This is a genomic window from Kribbella sp. NPDC051586 (assembly GCF_044453965.1).
Lineage (GTDB): Bacteria > Actinomycetota > Actinomycetes > Propionibacteriales > Kribbellaceae > Kribbella.
The window spans coordinates 140,580-163,384 of the sequence record NZ_JBITDF010000003.1; the positions used below are offsets into that span (position 1 = coordinate 140,580).

Below are 22,805 nucleotides of genomic sequence, written 5' to 3' on the forward strand. Positions count from 1 at the left end.
CGATGTGGGAGTTCGTTGTCTGCGATGCGCTGGTGAAGGTGCACCCGGTGCGGGAGCCGCGGCCGGTGGCCGACGGGACCCGGTTCCAGGCGTTCCTGGGTGAGCCGGCGTCGTTCCAGCTCGCGTACCGGCCTCCGCTCGAGGCGACGTTCCGCGATCCGCGTCCGCTGCGGGTACGGGTCGAGGGGGATGCCGCCGATCTGGTGGTGGGCTCGGTCGTGGACCTCGTGCCGTGCGCGTTCGTCGCGCTGCCGGGACATGACGACGGCTACGAGTTCGACGAGCCTGGGCTGTATCCGGACCTGCTGCGGCCGGCGCCTGGCGGCGAGGCTCCGGTGCGGTTCGGTGGCTGGGGTGCGATGTGGTTCGACGTCACCACCTCCGATCCGGCGCGGGCCGGCGTCCACGAACTCACGGTCGTGGTCAGCTCGCCGGATGGCGCTGAGCTGCACCGGACATCGGTGAACGTCGAGATCACGGGGATCGAGCTACCGCCGCTGGACATCGTGTCGAGCCACTGGATGCACCTGGACTCGCTCGCGGATCACTACGGCGTCGAGGTGTTCAGCGAAGAGCACTGGGCGATGGTCGACCGGTTCATGGCCTCGGCGGCCGAGATGGGCGCGACGTCGCTGCTCACCCCGGTCTGGACGCCGCCGCTCGACACGGCGGTCGGTTCGTACCGGACCGTTGTACAGCTCATCGACATCACCGCGACCGACGAGGGGTACGGCTTCGGGTTCGATCGGCTTCGGCGTTGGCTCGAGCTGTGCCGGCGCAACGGGATCACCGGCGTCGAGATCGCCCATCTGTTCACACAGTGGGGAGCGGAGGCCACGCCCGGCATCGTGGTGAACCAGGAGCGAGCCTTCGGGTGGGACGTCGGCGCGACCGACCCGCAGTACAGGAGACTGATGGAGGCGCTGCTTCCGGCGCTGCAGGCCGTGCTCGACGAGGAGTGGGATCGCGAGCATGTCGTCTTCCACATCTCGGACGAGCCGTCGGGGGAGGGTGGGCTCGCGACCTATCTCGCCGCGAAGGGAGTCGTCGCTGCTCTGCTGAAGGGCTGGACGATCGTCGATGCCCTGAGCGAGCACGCGTTCTACACGTCGGGCGCCGTGCCCCTTCCCGTTGTCGCCACCAATCATGTCGAACCTTTCCTGGCCGAGCGCCCGGAGCGCCTCTGGGTGTACTACTGCGTCAGCCAGGATCGCGACGTGGCCAACCGCTTCGTCGGGATGCCCTCCGCGCGCAACCGGGCGATCGGGCACCAGTTGTTCGCGTCCGGAGTGGACGGATTCCTGCACTGGGGCTTCAACTTCTGGTACACCTGGCACGCGATTCGCCAGGTGAACCCGTTCGCGGACACCTCGGCCGGTGGCGCGTTCCCGTCCGGCGACCCGTTCGCCGTTTACCCCGGTACGGACGGAACGCCGTGGCCGTCGCTCCGCCACCGGGTGTTCGCGCAGGCCATGTGGGACCACCGCGCTCTGCAGGCCGTCCGTACCGCTCACGGGAACGACGCAGCGCTGGACATCATCGACCCGGACCGGACCCTGCGCTTCGACCGTCCCGTGCTCGATCCGGAGCACTACTACCGGGCCCGCCGGCGCATGACCGCTGCGCTGACGGGCCTCCCTGACTAGCTGCTTGTGAGCAGCTGGACCTCGGCCAGGTTGGTGAAGCCGCCGTGGTTGTCGCTGACCCGGATCAGAGATGCGGACGTTGGAGCGGCCAACGGGTAGACGTACCACTGGTTGCCGTCGGCAATGCCCGTGACAGTGGCGAGGGTCGTCCAGGTGCTGCCGCCGTCGGACGAACTTTGGACGACAGTGCCGTTGGCGCGGCCCGGGAAGTTGCTGCGGGGATGGACCCGGACCGCGTCGAACGTCAGAGACGTGCCGGGGCTGACCTGGACCCAGCCGTTGCCTGACGTCGTGTCCGTGAAGGTGTTGATGTCACCGTCGAACATCTTCCACCCGTTCGCCTCGGGCGTGCCCACGCCGGGGAAGGTGGGGCTGGAGGCAACGACCCAGCCCTGCTCGATCGGCAGTGTACGTACGCGGGTGTTCCAGAGTTGGAGCGAGGTGCCGTCGGTCGTGCCGACGATCGTCGCACCGGTCTGACCAGTGGCCGTGGTGTAGTCGATGCTGAAACGCAGCGTGCGGCCGTAGGCGACGTCATCGGGCAACGTCGTGGTCGCCGTCCAGTGGGTGCCGTCCGTGCTCGTCACGTGAGCGTCGAGACCCTCGATGGTCGCCGCCACGGTGCTCAGCGCCTCGGTAGCGGTCATGCTGAGGGTCACGGTGTCCCCGTCCTGCGCGAGCGCCGGATCGCTGTCGTTCGAGGCGATCGAGACCGAGTTCATCGCCGTACTCATCTGGGCCCGCTGCCCGTAGACCCGGAACTCGCTGAAGCTTGACAGGCCCGGGTACGCCGGGTCGGTCGGAACACCCGGATGGTCGACCTGAAGCTTCAGGAACCGGAAGCTCTGACCCTTGACCTCGTCCCGGACCGGGATGCGCTCCAGAGCGAACCCGCTGTCGGAGGTGTCCGTGGTTTCGCGGGCCGTCAGCAACGTCCAGGAACGTCCGTCGTTGGATCCGTAGACGTTGGCTCCTTGAGTACGGTTCGCGAAGTTGTAGCGGGCCTGCAAACCGAACGCGTCGGCCGTGACCCGGAAGCCGGACCCGAAGTCGATGATCGCCGGCGCGGTCAGATCACCGGAGAAGGTGTTGAAGTCACCGTCGAGCATGTTGCCTAGGGCCACCTGAGACAGCGTCGCGGACGTGGCCCGGCCGAAGTAGTCGAACGACCCGTCGTCGGGCATCGTCGGTGTCAGCTTCTCCAGGTGTGCCACTGCGGTTTGCAGATTGACGAGGTCAGCGGCGAAGGTCGCCGAGTCCGCGCTCTGCACGTGACCTTCGGCGACCGTCTTCGCCGTCTCGACCGCGTTCTTGGTCGCACTGGTGTAACCGACCGTTGTGTCGTACCCGTCCAGTGCTGCGCGGATCGCTGCCGAGCGGTCCCGACCGACCGTCAGCCGAACCCGGAGTACGGCGTCCGTCGCCGCGTCGGAGGCAACGACGAACGTGTTGACCGAGCCGACCTGCCGCGCGGTCGGACGCCACGTCAGCGTCCCTGTCTGCGCGTCGATTGCTGCGCCTGCAGGCAGCGCGGTGCCGGCTGTGTAGGTGAGCTGGTCGTTGTCCGTGGCAACGAGCGGAGCCGACAACGGTTCGCCCGCGACCCCCAGCAGGCGCATGTCGGACCCCTGCGTGAACTGCGGTGGTGACAGCTCGGTCTTCGCCTTCAGGTTGACGGCATCGAGATCCACAGCGGATCCCAGGACCGTGTAGTACGCGAGATACTCGCCACCCGCACTGCCGCGGAGCTTGCTCGTGCTCATGTCGTAGGTGATGTACCGCCACTTGCCGTGCGTGTCGGGGAGAGTCAACGAGTAGTAAGGCGCGAGCGTTCGCTCCTTGCGGATCTCCAACGTCGCCGTACCGTTCGTCCGGATCAGGACGCCGACTGGGCTGTAGCCGGAGCGGTCGTCGTACAGCAGCGTGCGCACGGCCAAGGTCGAGCGGGCCTTCATCCGGACGTACGTCCCCTTGACCGACGTTCCCGGTGTGACCGGCACAGTACGCGTCTCCGCCTGGACCAGTGCGTTCTGCTGCACCGGCGTCGTCGTACCGGCGATGGACGCGGGGAACGACAGCCAGGAGTCCGGATTGAAGTCCGGGTTGCTGTTCCAGAAGTTGTACGGCGCCGTGCCCCAGAAGAACTGTGGTCCGCCGTCCTGCTTGGTCGCCAGCTCGGTGATGCTCGGCGCGATCTTCGAAACCGCCGGTCCGAGCAAGCCCTCGTAGATGGTGTAGAGCTCGTTGGTGGGATCGAAGAGCCGGCCGCGGTAGGCCTGCGAGAGCACCCCGCCGCGTTGGGTGGTGTCGATCCAGGGGATGTCCTTGCCCATCATGAACGCGAAGAACTGCTCGGACCCGCGCAGCAGCCGATAGTCGCCGAACGCGTACGGCGACACCGCGTCGCGCCGGGTCGACACCGTGCCGCGAACCGGGTCGAGCCGGGTCCCCTGGACGTCGATGACGCGAGCGAGCTGGGTCAGCATCGTGACGTCGTCCCAGGCATGCGCCTGGTCCCGTCCCATCTCCTGCAACTGCACGAACGAGCGCCCGTACGGATTGCGCGGATCGTTCTTGGCGATCAGCGGCATCACCTTGCTGAGTGCGCCGTTGGTGTCGACTTCGGTATTGGTCGAGTTGACCGAGAACCACTCGACCGCCTCGCGATAGCGGGGGAGGTTGTCGGTAAAGATGTACCCGGCGATCGCGCCGATGAGCGAGTAGCTGTGCTGCCCCATGAAGTTGTGGTTGCGGTACAGGAAGGTCTGCGTCAGCGGTACGACGAGGTTGGCCGTCAGGGCCGCGGTGTCGCTGTCGTTCCACGCGAGGTCGTAGCCGCTGGTCCCGGAGTTCACGCTGGTGTAACGCAGGATCTCGGCGGCCGCGAGCATCCGCATCAGCGGAGCACCGCTGTGGATGTGGGCGTCCGGGTAGTACACGTACCCGTTCGGGTCCATGTGGCTCCAGATCCGGATCAGCCGCAGACCGTTCTCGCGGTACACGGGGTCGCCGGTGATGACGTACTGGATCGCCTGGGTGTACGAGCGGAACGCGTCGTCGATGAACTGCGACTCGACACCCTGCGAGTTGAACGCCTTGTTCGCGGGCTGGTCCACGCCGGGGCCCTGGTTCCGTGAGCTGAAGGTCGTCGACGCGTACGACGTCGCGGTCATCGCCGCGTAGTACGACGCCCAGGGTTCGACGTGCTGCTGCACCTGCGCGCGGGCCGTCTCCAGGGATGACGCGCTGACCGCGAGGCCGGGATGCACGAACCCCGCCGCGGACGTCACGCGGTTGATCGTCGGTGCGGGGAACCCGGCGGCGGACGCGGGTGGCGCGACTCCCACGAGGCCGCCTATCGCCGTGAGGACGGCAGCCACCGCAACCGCCACGGCTGCCCGGAGCTGATTCATCGTGGGTCACTCTCCCTGGTTCGTCGGCGGGGACCAGCGGGAGCTTCGCATCGCGGTCAGCGACGGCCAAGAAGCAAGCCGGTCCCGAAAATTTTGCAACTGCCGTAGTTAACGATTGCTGTGCCAGGCTTGAGCGCACATCGAGCGGTGGATCCAGAAAGCGCTCTCTAGCCTGTTGGAGGTACCGTGCCCGATCGACCGCCGGCCGTCTTCGTGCTGTCCGCGGAGCACTGGCCGTCGCTGTTCCCGGCTGCCGTCCGGCGGCGGATCGACGAGCTCGTCGCCTGCGATCCGGTGCTGGTCGTCGACCGGCTCGACGATCCGCGACTCGGAGGACGGCTGGCCGACCTGGAGATCCTGATCACCGGCTGGGGTTGTCCCCCGATCGACGTACCGACGCTGGACGCGATGCCGAAGCTGCGCGCGGTGCTGCATGCCGCCGGCAGCGTGAAGGGGCACTTGTGTCCTGAGGTGTGGGAGCGCGGTATCGCGGTCTCGTCCGCGGCGTCGGCCAATGCCGTGCCGGTCGCGGAGTACACCCTCGGCGCGATCCTGCTGGCCGGCAAGGGCGCGTTCGGGTTGCGGGAGCGCTATCGCCGGGACCAGGGGTTCGAGCTGGGGTTCATCCATCCCGACATCGGGAACTACGGACGCACGGTCGGCATCATCGGCGCCTCCCGGATCGGCCGGCAGGTGATCGACCTGCTCCGGCCGCTGGACTTCCACGTCCAGGTCTACGATCCGTACGCCGAGGACCTGGCCGTGGTCGACTTGCCGACGTTGCTCTCGACCAGCGACATCGTCAGTGTGCATGCACCCGCCACGCCGGAGACGTACCGCATGATCGGGCCCGACGAGCTCGCGTTGATGCCAGACGGTGCGACCTTGATCAACACCGCGCGCGGACAGCTCGTCGACACCGAGGCGCTGATCGCGGAGCTGCGGTCGGGACGGCTCGAGGCGGTCCTCGACGTGACCGATCCCGAGCCGTTGCCGCCGGGCTCGCCGCTGCTCAGCCTGCCGAACGCGTTCGTGACGCCGCACGTCGCCGGCTCGCACGGCAACGAGCTCGCCCGCCTCGGCGCCTGCGTGGCGGACGAGCTGCAGCGCTTCCTGGCCGGGGACCCACTCCGGTTCCAGGTCACGCTTGCCGACCTCGACTATGGCGCCTGAAAGACAACGATCCCTGCCCTTGACACGCCTTGTCAGCACAGTTAGGTTCCCGGCAGATGGAAAGCGCTTTCTATAGAAGTCGGAAGGAGACTGCCATGACCGATCTACCGGCCGGGCGGCGCCGCGCGATGCTGCGGACGAGTCTGTGGCTGGGCCTGCTCGCACTGCCCGCCGTGGCGTTCTTCGCAGTCTTCAGCTACGCGCCGATGGCCGGGCTGGTGGTCGCCTTCAAGGAGTTCGACATCAGCCGCGGCATCTTCGGCAGCCCGTGGAACGGCCTGGACAACTTCCGGTACTTCTTCAGCTCGGGCGACGCGCAGCGGATCCTGGTCAACACACTGCTGCTCAACGTGCTGTTCCTCGCCGCGACGCTGGCTGCCGGCGTCACGCTCGCCATCATGCTCAACGAGCTCCGCGGCCGGTACTTCAAACGCGTCGCCCAGTCGACGATCTTCTTCCCGTACTTCGTCTCGCCGGTCGTGATCGCGATCATGCTGCAGGTGCTGCTGTCCGGGCCGGCCGGATCGGGCGGCGCGGTGAACGACGCGCTGGCGGGCTTCGGCCTGCCGACGGTCAGCTGGTACACCGAGCCCGGTCCGTGGCCGTGGATCCTCACCGTGGTGAAGGTCTGGCAGATGGGCGGCTACATGAGCGTCATCTTCCTGGCCGCGATCACGTCGATCCCCGAGGACGTCTACGAAGCCGGCCAGATCGACGGCGCGAGCCGCGCGCAGATGGCGTTGCGGATCACGCTCCCGCTGCTCAAGCCGACGGCGGCGGTGCTGCTCGTGCTCGGCGTCGGCCGGATCTTCTACGGGGACTTCGGCACCATCTACGCGATCATCGGCGACAACGGCACGCTCTTCCCGACGACCGATGTCATCGACACCTACGTCTTCCGTTCCCTGCGCCAGATCGGCGACTTCGGCACCACTGCGGCGATCGGGCTGTTCCAGTCCGTCGTCGGGTTCGTCCTGGTCGCGACGGCCCTGCTGATCCAGCGCCGGTACTCGAAGGAAACGAGCCTGCTGTGACCACTGCCCTCACCTCGAGCCTGGCGAAGACCACCGCCCGGACCGTGACCCGCCGGCGCCGCCGCCCGGAAGCGTTCACCGTCGTCAGCGTCATCGGCGTCACGTGCTTCATGCTGATCTGCCTGGTGCCGTTCTGGATGATCGTGTCCGGTTCGTTCACCGACGAGCAGACGCTGGCCACCACGGGGTACAGCCTGATCCCGAGGCCGTTCTCCACCACGTCGTACCAGCTGATCTTCACCGGTCCGACCGTGCTGAGCGCCTACACCGCAAGCATCGTCATCACCGTCGTCGGTACGGCGATGGCGCTGGCCTTCACGTCCGGGCTGAGCTGGGTCATCGCGCGGCGTCTGCCCTACGTCAGCAGGCCGTTGGCGGTCTTCGCGTACATCCCGATGCTGTTCACCGGCGGCCTGGTCCCGCTGTACCTTCTCGTCACGCAGTACCTGAAGCTGCAGAACAGCTACTTCGCCGTGATCCTGCCGTTGCTCGTGGCACCTTTCCTGGTGTTCATCCAGGTGTCGGCGTTCCGCCAGCTGCCCGAGGAGATCCTCGACTCGGCGCGGGTCGACGGCGCCGGGGAGATGCAGATCTTCTTCCGCATCGGGCTCCCGCTGTCGAAGCCGATCCTCGCGGTGATCGGTCTGTTCTACGCCGTGCACTACTGGAACGAATGGTTCACGGCGCTGTTGTTCATGTCGGACGTGCACAAGTATCCGCTGCCGCTGTTGCTGCAGAACCTGATCTCCAACGTCTCGTTCTCGCAGATGCTGCCGACGGCCGCGGAGCAATCGACGCCGGTCTACCAGCTCCGGCTCGCCCTGACGGTCGTCACCATCGGCCCGATCCTGCTCGCGTACCCCTTCGCGCAGCGCTACTTCGTCAAAGGCATCACTCTCGGAGCCACCAAAGGCTGACGGCTCCGTCCCACCACTTTCAGTACTCCATTCAGTACTCCACTCAGTAGTCCAGGAGGCATCGTGCCCGCCACATCTCCAGCCGGTCTCAGCAGGCGCGGCTTTCTGGCCGCCACCGGCGGCCTGTCCCTCGCGTCCCTCATCGGCCTGAGCGGCTGCGGCGACTCGTCGTCCGGTTCCGGTTCCGGCTCCGGTGGCAACACCGACAACCTCGCGTTGCTGCTCCCCGGTGACGCGCCGAAGGGCTGGGACGCCGTCCTCGCGAAGGTGAACGAGAAGCTGAAGAAGGACCTCGGCTTCACGATCGCGCCGCAGTTCATCGCCTGGTCCAACTACCAGCAGCAGGCGCTGCTGAAGTTCACCGCCGGCGAGAAGTTCGACACCGCGCTCCAGGCCCGCTGGCTGAACATGATCCAGCTCGTCGCCAGCAAGTCTCTGGTCCCGGTCGGCGACCTGATCGGCAAGTACCCGAACCTGAGCAAGACGCTCGATGCGCAGCTGCTCGAGCAGAACAAGTGGTCCGGCAAGCTGTACGGCATCCCGCAGGTGAACTCGGCCGCCCGCCTGCATCACTTCACCGTCCGGCAGGATCTGGCCGAGAAGCTCGGCGCCGGCGACCTCAGCTCGTTCGACCAGCTGGAGAAGTTCTGGTACGACGTGAAGCAGAAGGAGAAGATCACTCCGGTCGGCATCTCGTCCAACATGCCCGACCTGCTCGTCGCCTTCGCCCCGGTCGGCTGGCTCAACCAGCACGACTGGGAGAACCCGCACGTCAGCGTGCAGACCTTCAGCGGTGGTTCGTTCCCGTTCTACCTGGCCCAGGACGGCAAGTCGTCCGGCTCGGCGCATCCGATCCCGTTCTGGGAGGCGCCCGGCGTGCTCGACGCGCTCCGCACGGTTCGTAAGTACTACCTGGACGGCATCATCAACAAGGACGCGCTGAACGTCGACTCGTCCACGATCGGCACCCAGTTCGAGTCCGGCCGGATCTCCACCCGGTGGGCGATGACCGACGGGCTGTCGTCGCAGTCGCTCGCGCCGCTGCGCAAGGCGGTGCCGAGCGCTCAGATCGCCAACGTCATCCCACTGGGTGGCGGCAAGAGCGCGAAGCCGAACCAGACGTTCCAGGCCGACAACTTCGTCGTGCTCAACGTCAAGGGCAAGAGCAACGAACGCGCCATGCAGCTGGAGGACTGGGTCTCGATCAAGGAGAACCACGATCTGCTCAGCTACGGGGTCGAAGGCAAGGACTGGAAGCCCGTCGGCACGGACAAGTTCCAGCAGCTGTCGCAGTACGGCTTCCCCGGCTTCGCTCTGTGCTGGCGGCAGAAGCTCGAGCTGAAGATCAAGGACATCACGCCGACCGAGGAGGCGTGGTTCGACTGGGCGCAGGACTACAACAACTTCACTGTCGACCCCTACGCGTCGTTCGTGCCGGACGTCACCCCGGTGAAGCGGCAGGACAGTCAGGTCAGCGCGGCGATGACGCAGTACGGGAATCCGCTGTGGATCGGCGCGGTCGACGTCGACAAGGGGCTGGACAACCTGAAGAAGGCGGTCGACAAGGCCGGGCTCGCCGACCTGCAGGCTGAGATGGAGAAGCAGGCGAACGCGTACCTCAAGGGCGCCTGAGTCCGATGAGCACCCCGCGGAGGAAGCTCGCGGTCGTCGCGCGGGAAGCCGGCGTCTCGGTGTCCACGGTGTCGAAGGTGCTGCGGGCCTATCCCGACGTGGCGCCCGCGACCCGGGAGCGGGTGCGCGCCGTACTGCGACGCGCTGGGTATCCGGTGGAGCGCCCAGTACGGCGGGAGGCGTCCGTGCTCATCGACGTCGTCGTCGCCAGCACCGGGACGAGCTGGGCCGGCGAGGTTCTCGCGGGCCTGGCCGAGCGGGTCCGGGGGCCTGGGCCGGCCGTCGTGGTCACGACGGTCACGCCCGGCTGCCCGGTCCCCAGGGTGTGGCTGGAACAGCTGTTCGCGCGGGGCAGCCGCGGGGTGATCGGGCTCGACGCCGAATTCACCGAGGTGCAGCGGGCGTACCTCGCAGCACACCAGATCCCTTGTGTGCTGGTCGATTCCGGCCTCGACGACGCGGTGTCGCACGCGCTCGCGGCGATCCTCGACCTGCCCGCGGAGCTGGCCGGCTAACGGACCCGGCTGACCGAGCTCCGGATCACCACATGGGTCTTGAAGAGCCGATGGTCCCCGGTCCAGCCCGGCTGCAGGTGCTGATCGGCGACGGCGATCTGGGCCGCCGTACGGCCGAGATCCTCGTACGGCACGTGCACGGTGGTCAGGCGGGGCCGTAGATCCTGGGCGAGCTCGACGTCGTCGTACCCGACGACGGACAGGTCCTCCGGCACGGACAGACCCTGCTCGGCCGCGGCGGCGTACACCCCGGCCGCGACCACGTCGGTGCCCGCGAACACGGCGGTGAAGTCCTGGCCCGCGGTCAACTTGCGCCGGGTCAACTGGTAGCCCGAAGCGCGGGTGAAGACACCGTGCTCGACCAACTCCGGAGCATCCGGTACGGCGAAGTCCAACAGTGCTCTGCGATAGCCGGCGAGCCGCTCGATGCTGGTGCTGTGCCGCTCGGGGCCGGCCAGGAACAGGATTCGCCGATGGCCCTGCGACAGCAGATGGCTTGTCAGCGCGTAGGCGCCGTTCTCGTTGTCGTACTCGATCACGGCGGCCGGGACTCCGTCACCGAGCGGCGGCCGGCCGCACAGCACGAGCAGGGAACCGGCCGCGTGGAGCGAGGTCGCGATCTCGGTCATCTTCTGCCGGTACTCGTCGGCCTCGTCGGTGACCCCGCCGATCAGGATGACCGCGCCGGCCCGCTGCTCCCGCATCAGCTGGACCAGCGCCAGCTCGCGCTCCGGGGCGCCCTGCGTCGTGCCGATCAGGGTGAGCCAGCCGCGCTGCGCGGCTTCCTGCTCGACCCCGTGCGCCGCATCGGCGAACGACTGGCCGCGAACGTCGGCCAGGATGAACGCCATCGTCTTCGATCGCGCTCCCGCCGCCAGCGCCCGCGCGTGTGTATTGGCGGAGTAGTTCAGCTCGCGGATCGACCGCTGGACACGCTGACGGGCGGAGCGGGACACCGGATAGTTGTCGGCCAGCACCCGGGAGACCGTCGCCGGTGAAACCCCTGCGTGGGCGGCGACATCGGCCAGGGTAGGCCCGGACGACGGCCGCCGACGACCGGACGCTCGCTCGTCTGTCATATTCCCCTTTCGTGGTGTCGCGGCCAGAGTCTAATCCTGGCGCGGGGGAGCGGTGGACGACCGGATCACCACGTGCGTGCCAAGCATCAGGTGCTGGTCGAGCGCGTGCTCGTCGCGGTGCAGCGCCAGCCGTACGGCGGCGCGGCCGAGCTCCTCGTGCGGGATGCGTACGGTCGTGAGCGCCGGGTTCAGGTCGGCGCTGAGCGGGATGTCGTCGTACCCCACGACCGAGATGTCCTCCGGCACCCGGATCCCGGCTTCCCGGAGCGCGGCGAGCACACCGCTGGCGACCATGTCGGTGACGGCCACGACGGCCGTCATCCGGGCGCCGCGAGCCAGCAGCGCGGTGGTCTGCCGGTACCCGGACTCACGGTCGTAGTTGCCGCTGACAATGAGTTCGGGGTCGGCTTCGAGCCCGCGGGCGGTGTGTGCCGCGGTGTATCCGCCCAGCCGGGCGCCGGTCGTCGTGTGCTCCGGCTCGCCGGCTCCGACGAACGCGATCCGGCGGTGGCCCAGCGAGATCAGGTAGTCGGTCACCGCGAACGCGCCGCCCTCGTTGTCGTACTCGACCACGGTGGCCGGTACGTCCGGGCCGATCGGCGGGCGGCCGCACAGCACCAGCCGGGAGCCGACCCGGTCGAGCGAATGCGCGATCTCGGCCATCCGGCGGGTGTGGGCCTCGGTCCGGAGACCGCCGCCGACGAGCACGACGGCCTCGGCCTGCTGCTCGCGCATCAACTCGATCAGCTCGAGCTCGCGATCGGGATCGCCGTGATGGGTGGAGACCAGACACACCCTGCCTTCGGCGGTGGCCTGCAGCTCGACGCCTTGGCCGATGCAGGCGAACAGCGGGCCGACCAGGTCGCGGACGACGAACGCAACGGTCCGGGTGGAGCCGCCGACGAGCGCCCGGGCCTGGGCGTTGATGACGTAGTCGAGGTCGCGGACCGCGCGGAGCACCCGTTTGCGGGTAGAGGCGCTGACCGGATAGTCGCCGCCGAGCACGCGCGAGACGGTCGTGGCGCTCACGCTCGCGGCGGCGGCTACGTCCTTGACGGTCGGGCGGCCGTTCGACGACGGTCTGGCCACTCGGGCTCTCCTCATGGATCGAAAACTTCGCTGGTGGAGCTGCATAGAAAACGTTAACTATGCTGCCACTCATGCAGTCCGATGTCGAAGCCGTACGGCTGTTCTTCACCGATCACGGGACCGGAGAGCCGGTGCTCCTGGTGCACGGCTGGGGTGGAGACGGCCGGTCGTGGGATCCGGTCGAGTTCGCCGGCCGACGGGTCGTCACGGTCGACCTCCGCGGCCACGGGCGGTCGCCGGTTCCTTCTTGTGGATATCGTCCGCGCGACTATGCCGTCGACCTCGCCGCGCTGGTCGACGCGTTGGACCTTCCACCGGTTGTGGCGGTCGGCCATTCGATGGGTGGTCAGGTCGCGGTACTGCTGGCGATGGAGCGCCCGGATCTGGTCCGAGCGGTGGTGGCGATCGATCCGGCGTACGGCGCTGACGAAGCCGAGGCAGCGACCTTCCAGGAGCGGCTGACCGCCCTCCGTCGCGACGGGGCCGCCGCGGCCGTGGCGCAGTTGGGGGACCTGACCGATGACGTCCGAGATCAGTTGGTTCGTACGCCGGGTCATGTCCTGGCCGACAGCTACGCCGGCCTGTACACGGACCCGGGTGCGATCGGTGCCCGACCCGCGGCGGCCGAAGCCCTCGCGCAGTTGACCAGGCCGCTCCTGTGCATCCGGCCGACGCCGTCGATGGCGGCCTGGGATCTGAGCTGCGCTGTCCGGCCCGGCTCGCGCGTGGTCTTGTGGCCCGACGCCGGCCACTTCCTTCATCGCGAACGACCGGAAGCATTCGCAGGTCTGGTCAACAGCTGGCTGGCTTCGCTCAGCCGAAGCTGAAGGTGAAGGCGGAGACTCCTGGGCTGTAGGTGAGGGTCATGGTTTTACGTTCGGCGGACTGTTTGTCGACCAGTTCGTAGGCGTTCGGCGTGCCGTTGACCTGGATGACTCGATCGGGCTCGCCCGGGATCGAGACGGTGACTGTGCCATGGCCGGACAGTACGTGGTAGACCTTCGACGCGTTGTAGTTGAGGCGTGCCTGGGAGCCACTGGTCGACGTGACACTCTGAGTGCCGACGGCCCAGTTGCCACCGAGGCTGTAGGTGTCGTTCGGCTGCGCCGGATTGAGGCCGAAGGCAACGGTCTTGCCGGGGGTGAGCTTGCCCGAGGTGCCGGCGAGGTTCGTCGAGCGGGAGTAGGCGAGGTACGTTTCCGGTGTACGTCCGGAGACGCCGACGTCGGCCTTCACGGACCCGTCCACGGGCTTGGGCAGTTCGGCGTTCGGATTCGCGGCGGTGAGCAGCTCGCGGATCTGTTGCTCGGTCTGGGCATAGTTGCCCTCGCCGAAGTTGATCGCGCGAACGGTGCCGCCGGCATCGATCAGGTACTTCGCCGGCCAGTACTGGTTCCGGTACGCCGTCCACGTGGCGAGGTTGTTGTCCTGGACCACGGGGTACTTGATGCCTTCCTTGCGGATCGCCGACCCGAGGTTCCCCGCGTCCTTCTCGAAGGCGAACTCGGGGGAGTGGACGCCGACGATCTCCAGGCCCAGGGACTTGTACGCCTTGTCCCAGGCCAGCAGGTGCGGTGTCGCGCGCTGGCAGTTGATGCACGAGTAGGCCCAGAAGTCGACCAGCACGACCTTGCCCTTCAGGTCGGCGAGAGAAGCCGCCTGTCCGGCGGGGGTGTTGAACCATTTCTGCGTACCGCGGAACGCCGGTGCCGCCCCGCACGACGCGAGTTCTGCCGCGCCCGGCGTGCACTTGCTGAGCTCGGCCGAGGCGTCGCCGACGGCCGGCGCGAGTGCGCCCTGCACCGTCTTGTTCTCCGCCACCTTCTTCTCCAGCCCGCTGGTGTACGACGGCAGCTCCCGCTGGATCACATCGGTGATGTTGAAGGCCAGCGCGACGGCGAGGAGCATCATCACGATCCCGCCACCGATCCGGAACCCGCGGGCGTGATCGCGGTACGCCTTCACCCGCTGCGAGATGCGCGATCCGGCCGAGGCGAAGATCAGCAGCGGCAGCGCGGCGCCGAGTGCGAACGACACCGTGAGTACGACGGTCCGCCAGCCGATGTTGCCGGTGGCGCCGGCCACCGTGATCGCGGCCAGGACCGGGCCGGCGCACGGCACGTACAAGGTGCCCAGGCCCAGACCGAGGACGAAGGCGCCGTTGTCGTTCCGGTTGATCTTCGGCAGCCGGTAGAACGGCTTCTCGATCAGGTGGCCGAGCGCCGGGAAGATGAGGCCGAGCCCGACCAGCGTGAGGATGGTGAGACCGCCCCACCTGAGGAAGTCGTCCGGGAGCCCGAGCGCCGACAGGATCACAGAGCCGATCAGCGTGAACACGCTGAAGCTCACCACGATGCCGACGATGATCTTCAACGGCCGCAGATCGCGCCTGGTCGACGTACCCCCGGCACCCGCGAAGAAGATGATCGGAAGCATCGGCAGGACACACGGAGAGACCCCGGTGATCAGACCGCCCAGCAATCCGATGAAGGCCAGCGTGATCATCAGTAGCACCCCAAGACGAAAGCCCGACAGAACACCACTACTTCGTCCCGAACCACCCACCGGATGGGTGCCGCCAGTGGATCAGCTCTGCGCGAAGCCGTTGAGGAGGGTGTTGACGCCGAGGTGGAAGCGGCGGTTGGTGGAGGGTTTGGTGGTGCCGAGCCGGTGGGCGTTCTCGGCGGCGGCCAGGCCCTGGGTGAAGGTGAAGAGCAGGAGGGCGATGTCGGTGGGGTCGCCGGCGAGGTGGCCGGCGGTGACGGCGTCACGGACGTGCTGGACGAAGATCTTGCGGACCTTGGCTCCGGCGCGGGCCTCGTCCTTCGTGGGGTCGAAGTCGGTGAAGGGACGGGCGAACATGACCTCGGCGAGCATGTGGTGGTCCAGGATGAACCGGCGGAGCGCCTCGGCGAGGCGGCGTAAAGCCTCCAACGGCTCGGCCTGCGGGGGGAGAGCGGCCAACTCGTCCGCGAGCTGCCGGAAGCCCTCGAAGAAGACCTCCCGAACGATCCCCGCCTTGTCGCCGAAGACCTCGTAGATCGCAGGCACCGACGCGTTGGCCCGGCCCGCGACTGCCCGCGTGGTCAGACCGGCGGCGCCCTCTTCGGCGAGCACCACGAGCGCGCTGGCCAGCCCCCGCTCGTGGAGCGCTTCGGTCCGTTGTTTCACCCGCGGCACGCGCCGACCGTAGCACGCCCCGCTCTGTTCTGGAACGCCGATCCGTAACAGCGATACACAACGGTGTATAAAGGACTGGTGACCGAGTCCGTGATCCAGTTGCTGCGCGATCGCCGCAAGCAGGGGAGTGCTCCCGGCGTACGGCGGGACGACGCGCGCCTCGTGCTGCTGATCGAGGGCGGAAGCTCGCGCGGCGCGTACTCCAGCGGAATGACCGTTGCGATCGAGCAGCTCGGACTGCTGCCGCTGTTCGACGCCGTCTACGGCAGCTCCGCCGGGGCATTGAACGCAGCCTGGCTGCTGTGCGGTCGCGCCGACAGCACGAAGCACGCCTGGTGGGACCGCACGATCATGGGTACGACCATCAACCCGCGCCGCATCCTGCGCCGCCGGCCGGTGGTCGACACCAGCTACCTCGTCCAGAAGGTCTACACCGAGATCATGCCGATGGGGTTCCAGGAGGTCCTCGACAACCCTGTCGGGATCCATCCGATCGCGACCGATGCGATGACCGGCCGGCCGGTCGATCTGCATCCGCACATCCACGATCAGGCGAGTCTGCAGACGGCGCTCCGCGCTTCGGCCGCGATGCCGCTCCTCGCCGGTCCGCCGGTCGAGATCGACGGTACGCCGTACGTGGACGCCGGCGTGAGTGAAGGCACTCCCGTGCGTACTGCGCTGTCGCAAGGTGCCACGCATATCGTTGCCTTCCGCACTCGTCGGCTCGACGAGACGCAGTCGCCGCCGTCGCGCGCGGAGCGGATGTTGATGTCGCGCTGGTTCGCTCGCCACGCGCCGGGAGCCCTCGAGCCTTGGTTGCATCGCGTCGAGATTCGGGCGGAGGAGGAGCGGTTGCTGACGTCGCATCCGGCGACCATTCAGGTCCGTCCGCCGGTTGGCAGCGTGAGCATCGGGCGCACGGAGCGGCGGCCCGATCCGCTCAAGTCGGCGGTCGAGACCGGTCGGCGTGCGGCTCTCGATGCGCTGTCGGGAAGTGTTGAGGTGCCGGTGTGAACTGGCAGACCGCCGGTGGGGTGACGTACGCAGAACTCGGCACCGGACCGGCGGTCGTATTTGTGCACGGCCTCCTGGTCAACGCGAACCTCTGGCGGAAGATCGTGCCGGACGTCGCCGCGGCCGGCTTCCGCTGTATCACCCCGAACTGGCCGCTCGGTGCGCACCAACTGCCGATGGCACCTGACGCCGACCTCACGCCGGCCGGTGTTGCCCGGCTCATCGACGGCTTCCTCCACGAGCTCGACCTCACCGACGTAACCATCGTCGCCAACGACACCGGCGGCGCCCTCACCCAGATCCTGATGGCCAACCACCCCGAGCGAATCGGCCGGGTCGTCCTGACACCCTGCGACGCGTTCGAGGACTTCTTCCCGCCACCGTTCGGCAAGCTCCCCGAACTGGCCCGCCTGCCGGGCGCAATCTGGTTGGCAAGCCGCCTGCTCCGGTTCAACGCCGTACGCCGACTCCCGAACACCTTCGGTTGGCTGGCCAAGCGTGGCATCCCGGACACGATCCTCGACTCCTACCTGCAGCCGATCCGCGACAGCGCCGAGATCCGCCGAGACGCCAAGAAGTTCATCGCGAACGTCGACAGCAGTTACACACTCGCAGCGGCCAAGGCGCTGACCAGCTTCGAGAAGCCGGTCCTCCTCGTCCAGGCCGCCGACGACCGCATCTTCGCACCGCGCCTCTTCGAACGCCTGGCCGAAACGTTGCCCGATGCGACGCTGGTCAGAGTCGCCGACTCCTACTCCTTCATTCCGGAGGATCAGCCCCGGGAGCTGACCCGGCTGATCCTCGATTTCACCAGTGGCCGCGGTGGTCCGGGACCAGGAAGGTGAACGGGATCATCAGCAGCAGGATGGCGGCGAAGACCACGAAGCTGTGGGCCTGGGCGGCGCCGGCATCGGTGGCGTGGTTCAGGATCGCGGTGGTGATCGAGACGGCGACGATGCCGCCGGACTGACGGAACATGCCGCGCAGACCGGCGATCGCGGAGATCTGTTCCGGGGCCAGTTGCAGGCTGGCGTTGTTGGAGGCGGGGATCGACAGACCCATCCCGATACCGGTGATGCCCGCGGCCATCGCCAGCCAGGCGTACGGCGTGAGGCCGCGCGGGGCCACCGACATCAGCGTCATCCCGGCCGCAACCAGCACGAACCCGCCGATCATCGGAGCGCGATACCCGGTCCGGCGGAGCGCGAACACGGCCAGGCCGGCGACGCAGATCATCCCGACTGCCCTCGCGGTGAGCAACGTCCCGGCCTGGAGCGGCTGGATCCCGTACCGCGACTCGGCGTACAGCGGGACGAGCGCGCCGAAGCCGAGCATGGCCGCGCCGAAGAGGAAGTTGATCGTGTTCATCGCCCCGAACCCGCGGCCGCGCAGCAGGCTGACCGGGATGAACGGCGCCGCGTGCCGGTTCGCGTGCCGGACGAACAGGAAGCCGAGCGTCAGTGCGAGCACCATGGCCACGATGAACAGCGGATCGGTCGGCTCCGCGCCGGCACTGCCGAGGGAACTGATCCCGTACATGCCGAAGAGCATCGTCAGCGCCAGGAGTGCGGCGCCGGTCCCATCGATCCGGGAGGCGGCCTTCGGCGGGCTGCTCGGGATGAATCGCAGACCCAGGACGATCAGCAGCAGTCCGATCGGGATGTTCACCACGAAGATCTCGCGCCAGGACCAGTAGGTGACGATGATGCCACCGATGATCGGGCCGATGATGCCCCCGATCGGGAAGATCGAGGTGAACATGCCGATCGCCCGGTCCCGGTCGCGGCCGAACTGTTCGGCGACGATGCCGGTCGCGGTCGGCATGAACGCGCCGCCGCCGATCGCCTGGAGGGCGCGGAAGACGACCAGCAGGTAGATGTTGTCCGCGAGGCTGCAGCACAGCGAGGCGACGGTGAACAGCGCCGCCGCGCCGAGGAAGATCTTCTTCCGCCCGAACTGGTCGCCGAGGCGTCCGGCCAGCGGCATGACGATGATCTGGCCGAGCGCGTAGACGGTGATCGTCCAGCCGCTCCAGGTCAGCTCGGCACGCAGGTCGCTGCGGATTGCATTCAGCGCTGTCGCCACTATGGTCTGATCGATCGAGGCCATCAGGAGGGCGATCGCGACGATGCCGAAGACGAGCCGCCGGTGCGCCAGTGGCTCACCTGACCCGTCTGCGGCAGGCTCGGTGATCACTGGTGGTGAACTTGACGGTTCCATCGATGAACAGACTACATTGCTTGCTGGCAGGCAATAAAGGGGTGACATGACTGACACCGAGACGTTGAGCAAGCTTCGTGGGGTGATCTCCAAGCTCGCGCGGGAGCTCAACGCCACGGCGACCGACGAGGGCCTGACGCCGACCCAGGCGTCCGTGCTCGGTCTGATCACGTTCCGTGGCCCCCTCGGGCTGACCGAACTGGCTCAGCTCGAGGGGCTCAATCCGACCATGCTGTCGCGGGTGGTGGGCCGGCTGACCGAGCTGGGCCTGATCCAGCGCGACCCGAACCCGGACGACCTGCGCGCCGTCCGGGTCGAGGCGACCGATGCCGGCCGACAGCTGCACGAACGCGTCAAGCTGCTCCGCACCGAGGCCCTGGGCGCCTGCCTCGACCAACTCCCGAAGGCGTCCGCCCGGACGATCATCGACGCCCTCCCGGCCCTCGGCGATCTGGCCCAGAACCTCCGCGCGAACCGCTAGCTCACGTCGAGCTTCTTCAGCTGTTCGGCGGTCAGCGTCAGCTCGGTGGCGTCGAGGGCGGATTCCAATTGGTGGAGCTTGCTGCCGCCGAGCATCGGGCGGATGCCTTGGGCAACGAGCCACGCGAGGACGACCTGGCCCCGGGCCGCGCCGCTCTCCTGGGCTACGTCGTCCAGAGCAGCGAGGCGGCGGGTGCTGCCCAGGTGGTCGTACGCCTCGGGGATCTGCTTGTCCGGGTTGTCGTACGCGCCGGCCAGCAGCGGCGTGTAGGCCCAGACCTCCATCCGGTGTTCGCGAGCGTGATCCAGCTGCTCGTCGCTGAGTTGCCCGAACGGGTGCGCCGTTGCCTCCGGCAGCGTGCCGGGGCGGACCCGGAGGTAGGTGGCACTCAGCTGCAGCGCGTCGATCGGCGCGAGTCCTTTGGAGATGGCATGAGCGCGGGCGCGTTCGATGCGCCAGGCCGGGTGGTTCGAAGCGCCGACCCGTCGTACCTGGCCGGATTCGTTGAGTTCGGCAACGGCCTCGACGGTTTCTTCGATCGGCGTCCGGCGATCCTCCTGGTGGAGCCACAGCAGGTCGACCTGCTCGATGCCGAGCCGTTCGAGGCTGCCGGCGAACGCGTCGTGGATCGCGCGACGGCTCAGGCCCGCCCGCTGATCCGGCCAGGATCCGGCCCAGAGCGGTTCCGCGCCGACCTTGGTGGCGATCCGAATCCGGTTGCGGACGTCCGGCCGCGCGGCGAGCCAGCGGCCGAGCACACGCTCGCTGGCCCCGCCGCGCCCGTCCGGGCTGGCCCAGAAGGAGTAGCAGTCGGCGGTGTCGATCCAGACTCCGCCACGCTCGACGAAGCGGTCGAGCAACGCGAACGACGTGTCCTCGTCGATCGCCGTACCGAACATCATCGCGCCGAGCACCAACGGTGAAGTAAGAGATGTCATGCCGACGACGATCCAACCTGGAGCGCGCACCAGGTCAAGCCGACCCAGAGAGTCGGGTATCCAGTTGGCTCGGCGCGTCCGCCGATCCGTAGTTGCGGACGTGTTCGGATCAGCCGCCCGACGGAACGCCTACGCCGACCGAGGACCGCGAGGACCGCTACTCCGGCAAACGGCTGCGCGAAGGCCTCACCGGCGGTGCGTCCCGGTGGGGCCGACTTCGAACGTGAAGCCGTGGGGTGTTGTCCATTCCAGGGTCTTGAAGTCGATGCGGCGGACGTCCCAGCCGTGGGCGTGGGTCTTTACCCGGTGGGCGAAGCGGCTGAGAGGGGCGAGGTTGCGGGTGCTGGTCTGGCCGCTCGGGCCGTGCGGGTTGTAAGGCTGGATGTGGTCGAGATCGATGGTGCGATGGGTTTCGCGGGTGCCGTAGGGGAAGAGTTCGACGGGGTAGGTGAGGCGGACGCGTTCGCGGATGCGGGTGGGGATTTCGTAGGCGTCGGCGCTGACGGTGTCGTTGAGGTCGATGACGGGTTTGACGGTGTAGGGCGCGTGGCCGACGAGTTCGGTGAGTTGGTCGGCGAGCAGCGGGCCGATGCCCTCGGCGCGAAGTACACCGTTGCCGGTGGCAAGGGTGAGGTCGGTGAGGTGCACGAAGATCTCGGCCTGCCCGGGACGCACCTGTCCGCCCGTGGGGTTGGTGTGGGCGTCATGTTTGATCTGCGCGAGGCGTGCGTCGAGCGCCCGTTGCGCGACGGCGTCCATCGGCGCCCCGTCGTCGGGCTCGGTCCGCGGCCCGGGAACGTGGCCCATCGGCCGAGCATCGAACGGATCGCTCGGCGGATCAGGATCGTACGGCCCGACCTCATCCGCCCACGGAACCTCCCGCAGCCTGATGGGATCAGCCGGGCTGGTGTCACCGGCCTGCGGGCCGTCGTACGGCGGGCTCGCCGGGCGCGCGGCGCCGGCGTCGCGTGCCGGGTCTGCCGTGCACCGGGTGTCGTTGGAGTGGTCGCGCGGGCCGTCGTAGGGCGGGTTTGCCGAGGGTGCTGATGTGGCGTCGCATGCCGGGTGCGGCGTGCGTGGTGTGTTGTTGGAGTGGTCGCGCGGGCCGTCGTAGGGCGGGCTTGTTGGGGGTGGTGTGGTGGCGTCGTGTGCCGGGTGCGGCGTACGTGGTGTGTTGTTTGGGTGGTTGAGGGGGCTGTTGTACGGCGGGCTTGCTGGGCGCGGGGCAGTACCGCCGCGATCCGGGTCTGCGGACGGGCACGGTGTGGCGGTCGGGCGGTCGGGCGGAATGAACGCGCTGCGGGCTGCAGCCGCCGATCGCGCGCCGACGGATGCTTCTGCGGTTCGGATACCACCGGGTGCTTGAGGGCCTGCTTCTGGGGCTCGCGAGCCGGGGGCCGCTTCGGGGCTTGGCTCCGCTGCATGTCGGCCGGGGGATGAGGCCGGGCTTGAGGTGTCTGCGGGTGCGGCGGCGGTGTCAGTAGCGGTGCCTGTGGGAGTGCTTGTGGAGGTGGTTGAGCATGGGTGGTTGTGAGCTTGGGTGAGGAGTTCTTGGGTGAAGCGGGGGTCGGCGATGATGCCGAGGGCGTCGGCGCGGCGGTGTTGGAGGTGGCGGGTGTCGCCGATGGTTTTGAGGGCGTCGGCGATGGCGGCGATGGTCGCGTCGTGGCGGATGACCGCGCCGGCGGGGGCTTTGGCGTAGATGGTTTTGTTGCCGTGGTCGTCGGATCGTCCGATGAAGACGCCGCGCTCGGCTGCGGCTTCGGTTGCTTCGGCGCGGGTGAGGTCGGGGTCGGCGTGGGTTTTGGCGGCGCGGATGATCTTGTCGAGGCGGTACGGGGTGATGGAGTCGATGAGTGGTGCGACGCGACGGTCGACGTAGCGGGCGGCTTCCTCCGACAACTTCACACACGCCGATGCGAGTTGGCGGGCCTTCCAGGGGGTGGCGTCGCCGGCCAGGACGCGGGCCCAGGTGAACGGGAACCGGTGGCGTAGGGCGAGGGCTTCGCCGAGGAACCGGGCGGCGACCATCGGCGAGATGCCGAGCACGACGCCGAATTCGGCGATGGCGAACTCCGCGATCTCGGGGCAGCCGTCGCCGCCGAGCACTACGGCGCGCTCCCGTCCATCAGACGAGCGCCGGCCGGGTCGGACGCGGCAGGTGGATGGGTGGGATCGGTCGGCGTAGATCTGAGCGTGCTGCAGTAGCCGCGCGTCGGCCCGGTTGGCCATCGCGCGGTGCTCGGCGGCCGACTCCAGTAGGTCGGCCGTCGAGAGCTCACTCAGATCAGTGTCGAACATGTGTTCGATTCTATCTGCTCGACTCGCGCATGCCAAATCGGGTCAACCAGCGAAACCCCTTGTCCACAAGGCGAACTGGCCCTGCCGCCGCGCGCCGCTGCCGGCAGCGGCCCTGCCCGACCGGGTTGGTCGCGGCAGGAATCCCGTACTCGCCGTCGACCGCGGTACCGCGG

18 protein-coding genes are annotated in these 22,805 nt (G+C 68.1%); 10 read left to right on the forward strand and 8 right to left on the reverse strand.

Annotation, left to right across the window (positions count from 1 at the left end):
• Positions 1 to 2 precede the first annotated feature (2 nt).
• Positions 3 to 1,646 (forward strand): DUF4091 domain-containing protein, encoded by a 1,644-nt coding sequence (locus ACIA58_RS19625; protein ID WP_396405137.1) that lies wholly within the window; start codon positions 3 to 5, stop codon positions 1,644 to 1,646.
• Here ACIA58_RS19625 and ACIA58_RS19630 read toward each other — a convergent pair.
• On the reverse strand, positions 1,643 to 5,059 hold the full coding sequence (locus ACIA58_RS19630) for a discoidin domain-containing protein (RefSeq protein WP_396405138.1): 3,417 nt from the start codon (positions 5,057 to 5,059) through the stop codon (positions 1,643 to 1,645). The two genes, ACIA58_RS19625 and ACIA58_RS19630, sit on opposite strands and share 4 nt — an antisense overlap.
• Before the next feature lie 186 nt (positions 5,060 to 5,245).
• Here ACIA58_RS19630 and ACIA58_RS19635 point away from each other — a divergent pair, with 186 nt between their 5' ends.
• From ACIA58_RS19635 to ACIA58_RS19655, 5 genes are all read left to right on the forward strand, one after another.
• Positions 5,246 to 6,232, forward strand: a complete 987-nt coding sequence (locus ACIA58_RS19635; RefSeq protein ID WP_396405139.1) for a hydroxyacid dehydrogenase — start codon at positions 5,246 to 5,248, stop codon at positions 6,230 to 6,232.
• 95 nt (positions 6,233 to 6,327) lie between these two features.
• Positions 6,328 to 7,266, forward strand: coding sequence for an ABC transporter permease (locus ACIA58_RS19640; RefSeq protein ID WP_396405140.1), 939 nt, complete (start codon positions 6,328 to 6,330; stop codon positions 7,264 to 7,266).
• Positions 7,263 to 8,183, forward strand: coding sequence for a carbohydrate ABC transporter permease (locus ACIA58_RS19645; RefSeq protein ID WP_396405141.1), 921 nt, complete (start codon positions 7,263 to 7,265; stop codon positions 8,181 to 8,183). Before ACIA58_RS19640 ends, ACIA58_RS19645 begins: the two co-directional genes overlap by 4 nt.
• Before the next feature lie 63 nt (positions 8,184 to 8,246).
• Entirely contained in the window at positions 8,247 to 9,815 is a 1,569-nt protein-coding gene (locus ACIA58_RS19650; protein WP_396405142.1) for a DUF3502 domain-containing protein, read from the forward strand.
• A gap of 5 nt (positions 9,816 to 9,820) precedes the next feature.
• Positions 9,821 to 10,330: a LacI family DNA-binding transcriptional regulator gene (locus ACIA58_RS19655; RefSeq protein WP_396405143.1), complete on the forward strand. Its 510-nt coding sequence runs from the start codon at positions 9,821 to 9,823 to the stop codon at positions 10,328 to 10,330.
• Here the strand turns inward: ACIA58_RS19655 and ACIA58_RS19660 are convergent.
• The gene (locus ACIA58_RS19660; RefSeq protein ID WP_396405144.1) at positions 10,327 to 11,409 is read right to left on the reverse strand and encodes a LacI family DNA-binding transcriptional regulator; all 1,083 of its coding nucleotides are present in this window, start codon (positions 11,407 to 11,409) and stop codon (positions 10,327 to 10,329) included. The genes ACIA58_RS19655 and ACIA58_RS19660 overlap by 4 nt on opposite strands.
• Positions 11,410 to 11,439: 30 nt before the next feature.
• Positions 11,440 to 12,498, reverse strand: coding sequence for a LacI family DNA-binding transcriptional regulator (locus ACIA58_RS19665; protein WP_396405145.1), 1,059 nt, complete (start codon positions 12,496 to 12,498; stop codon positions 11,440 to 11,442).
• A 71-nt stretch (positions 12,499 to 12,569) separates the two neighbouring features.
• On the opposite strand from ACIA58_RS19665, the gene ACIA58_RS19670 reads away from it, so the two are divergent.
• Complete coding sequence (locus tag ACIA58_RS19670; RefSeq protein ID WP_396405146.1) at positions 12,570 to 13,325, forward strand: alpha/beta fold hydrolase; 756 nt, start codon at positions 12,570 to 12,572, stop codon at positions 13,323 to 13,325.
• On the opposite strand, the gene ACIA58_RS19675 is transcribed toward ACIA58_RS19670, so the two are convergent.
• Together ACIA58_RS19675 and ACIA58_RS19680 are read right to left on the reverse strand one after the other, a co-directional pair.
• The gene (locus tag ACIA58_RS19675; RefSeq protein ID WP_396405147.1) at positions 13,312 to 15,003 is read right to left on the reverse strand and encodes a cytochrome c biogenesis protein CcdA; all 1,692 of its coding nucleotides are present in this window, start codon (positions 15,001 to 15,003) and stop codon (positions 13,312 to 13,314) included. The genes ACIA58_RS19670 and ACIA58_RS19675 overlap by 14 nt on opposite strands.
• An 81-nt stretch (positions 15,004 to 15,084) precedes the next feature.
• The gene (locus ACIA58_RS19680; protein WP_396405148.1) at positions 15,085 to 15,678 is read right to left on the reverse strand and encodes a TetR/AcrR family transcriptional regulator; all 594 of its coding nucleotides are present in this window, start codon (positions 15,676 to 15,678) and stop codon (positions 15,085 to 15,087) included.
• A 78-nt stretch (positions 15,679 to 15,756) separates the two neighbouring features.
• Here ACIA58_RS19680 and ACIA58_RS19685 point away from each other — a divergent pair, with 78 nt between their 5' ends.
• On the forward strand, positions 15,757 to 16,692 hold the full coding sequence (locus ACIA58_RS19685) for a patatin family protein (RefSeq protein ID WP_396405149.1): 936 nt from the start codon (positions 15,757 to 15,759) through the stop codon (positions 16,690 to 16,692).
• Positions 16,689 to 17,537: an alpha/beta fold hydrolase gene (locus ACIA58_RS19690; RefSeq protein ID WP_396405150.1), complete on the forward strand. Its 849-nt coding sequence runs from the start codon at positions 16,689 to 16,691 to the stop codon at positions 17,535 to 17,537. Before ACIA58_RS19685 ends, ACIA58_RS19690 begins: the two co-directional genes overlap by 4 nt.
• Here ACIA58_RS19690 and ACIA58_RS19695 read toward each other — a convergent pair.
• Positions 17,500 to 18,912 carry an MFS transporter gene (locus ACIA58_RS19695; RefSeq protein WP_396405151.1) on the reverse strand — a complete coding sequence of 471 codons (1,413 nt, stop codon included), beginning with the start codon at positions 18,910 to 18,912 and terminating at the stop codon, positions 17,500 to 17,502. The genes ACIA58_RS19690 and ACIA58_RS19695 overlap by 38 nt on opposite strands.
• A 46-nt stretch (positions 18,913 to 18,958) precedes the next feature.
• Here ACIA58_RS19695 and ACIA58_RS19700 point away from each other — a divergent pair, with 46 nt between their 5' ends.
• Positions 18,959 to 19,393, forward strand: coding sequence for a MarR family winged helix-turn-helix transcriptional regulator (locus ACIA58_RS19700; protein ID WP_396405152.1), 435 nt, complete (start codon positions 18,959 to 18,961; stop codon positions 19,391 to 19,393).
• Here the strand turns inward: ACIA58_RS19700 and ACIA58_RS19705 are convergent.
• Together ACIA58_RS19705 and ACIA58_RS19710 are read right to left on the reverse strand one after the other, a co-directional pair.
• The gene (locus ACIA58_RS19705; RefSeq protein ID WP_396405153.1) at positions 19,390 to 20,331 is read right to left on the reverse strand and encodes an aldo/keto reductase; all 942 of its coding nucleotides are present in this window, start codon (positions 20,329 to 20,331) and stop codon (positions 19,390 to 19,392) included. The two genes, ACIA58_RS19700 and ACIA58_RS19705, sit on opposite strands and share 4 nt — an antisense overlap.
• Before the next feature lie 186 nt (positions 20,332 to 20,517).
• Positions 20,518 to 22,563 carry a DUF222 domain-containing protein gene (locus ACIA58_RS19710; RefSeq protein ID WP_396405154.1) on the reverse strand — a complete coding sequence of 682 codons (2,046 nt, stop codon included), beginning with the start codon at positions 22,561 to 22,563 and terminating at the stop codon, positions 20,518 to 20,520.
• Positions 22,564 to 22,805 lie beyond the last annotated feature (242 nt).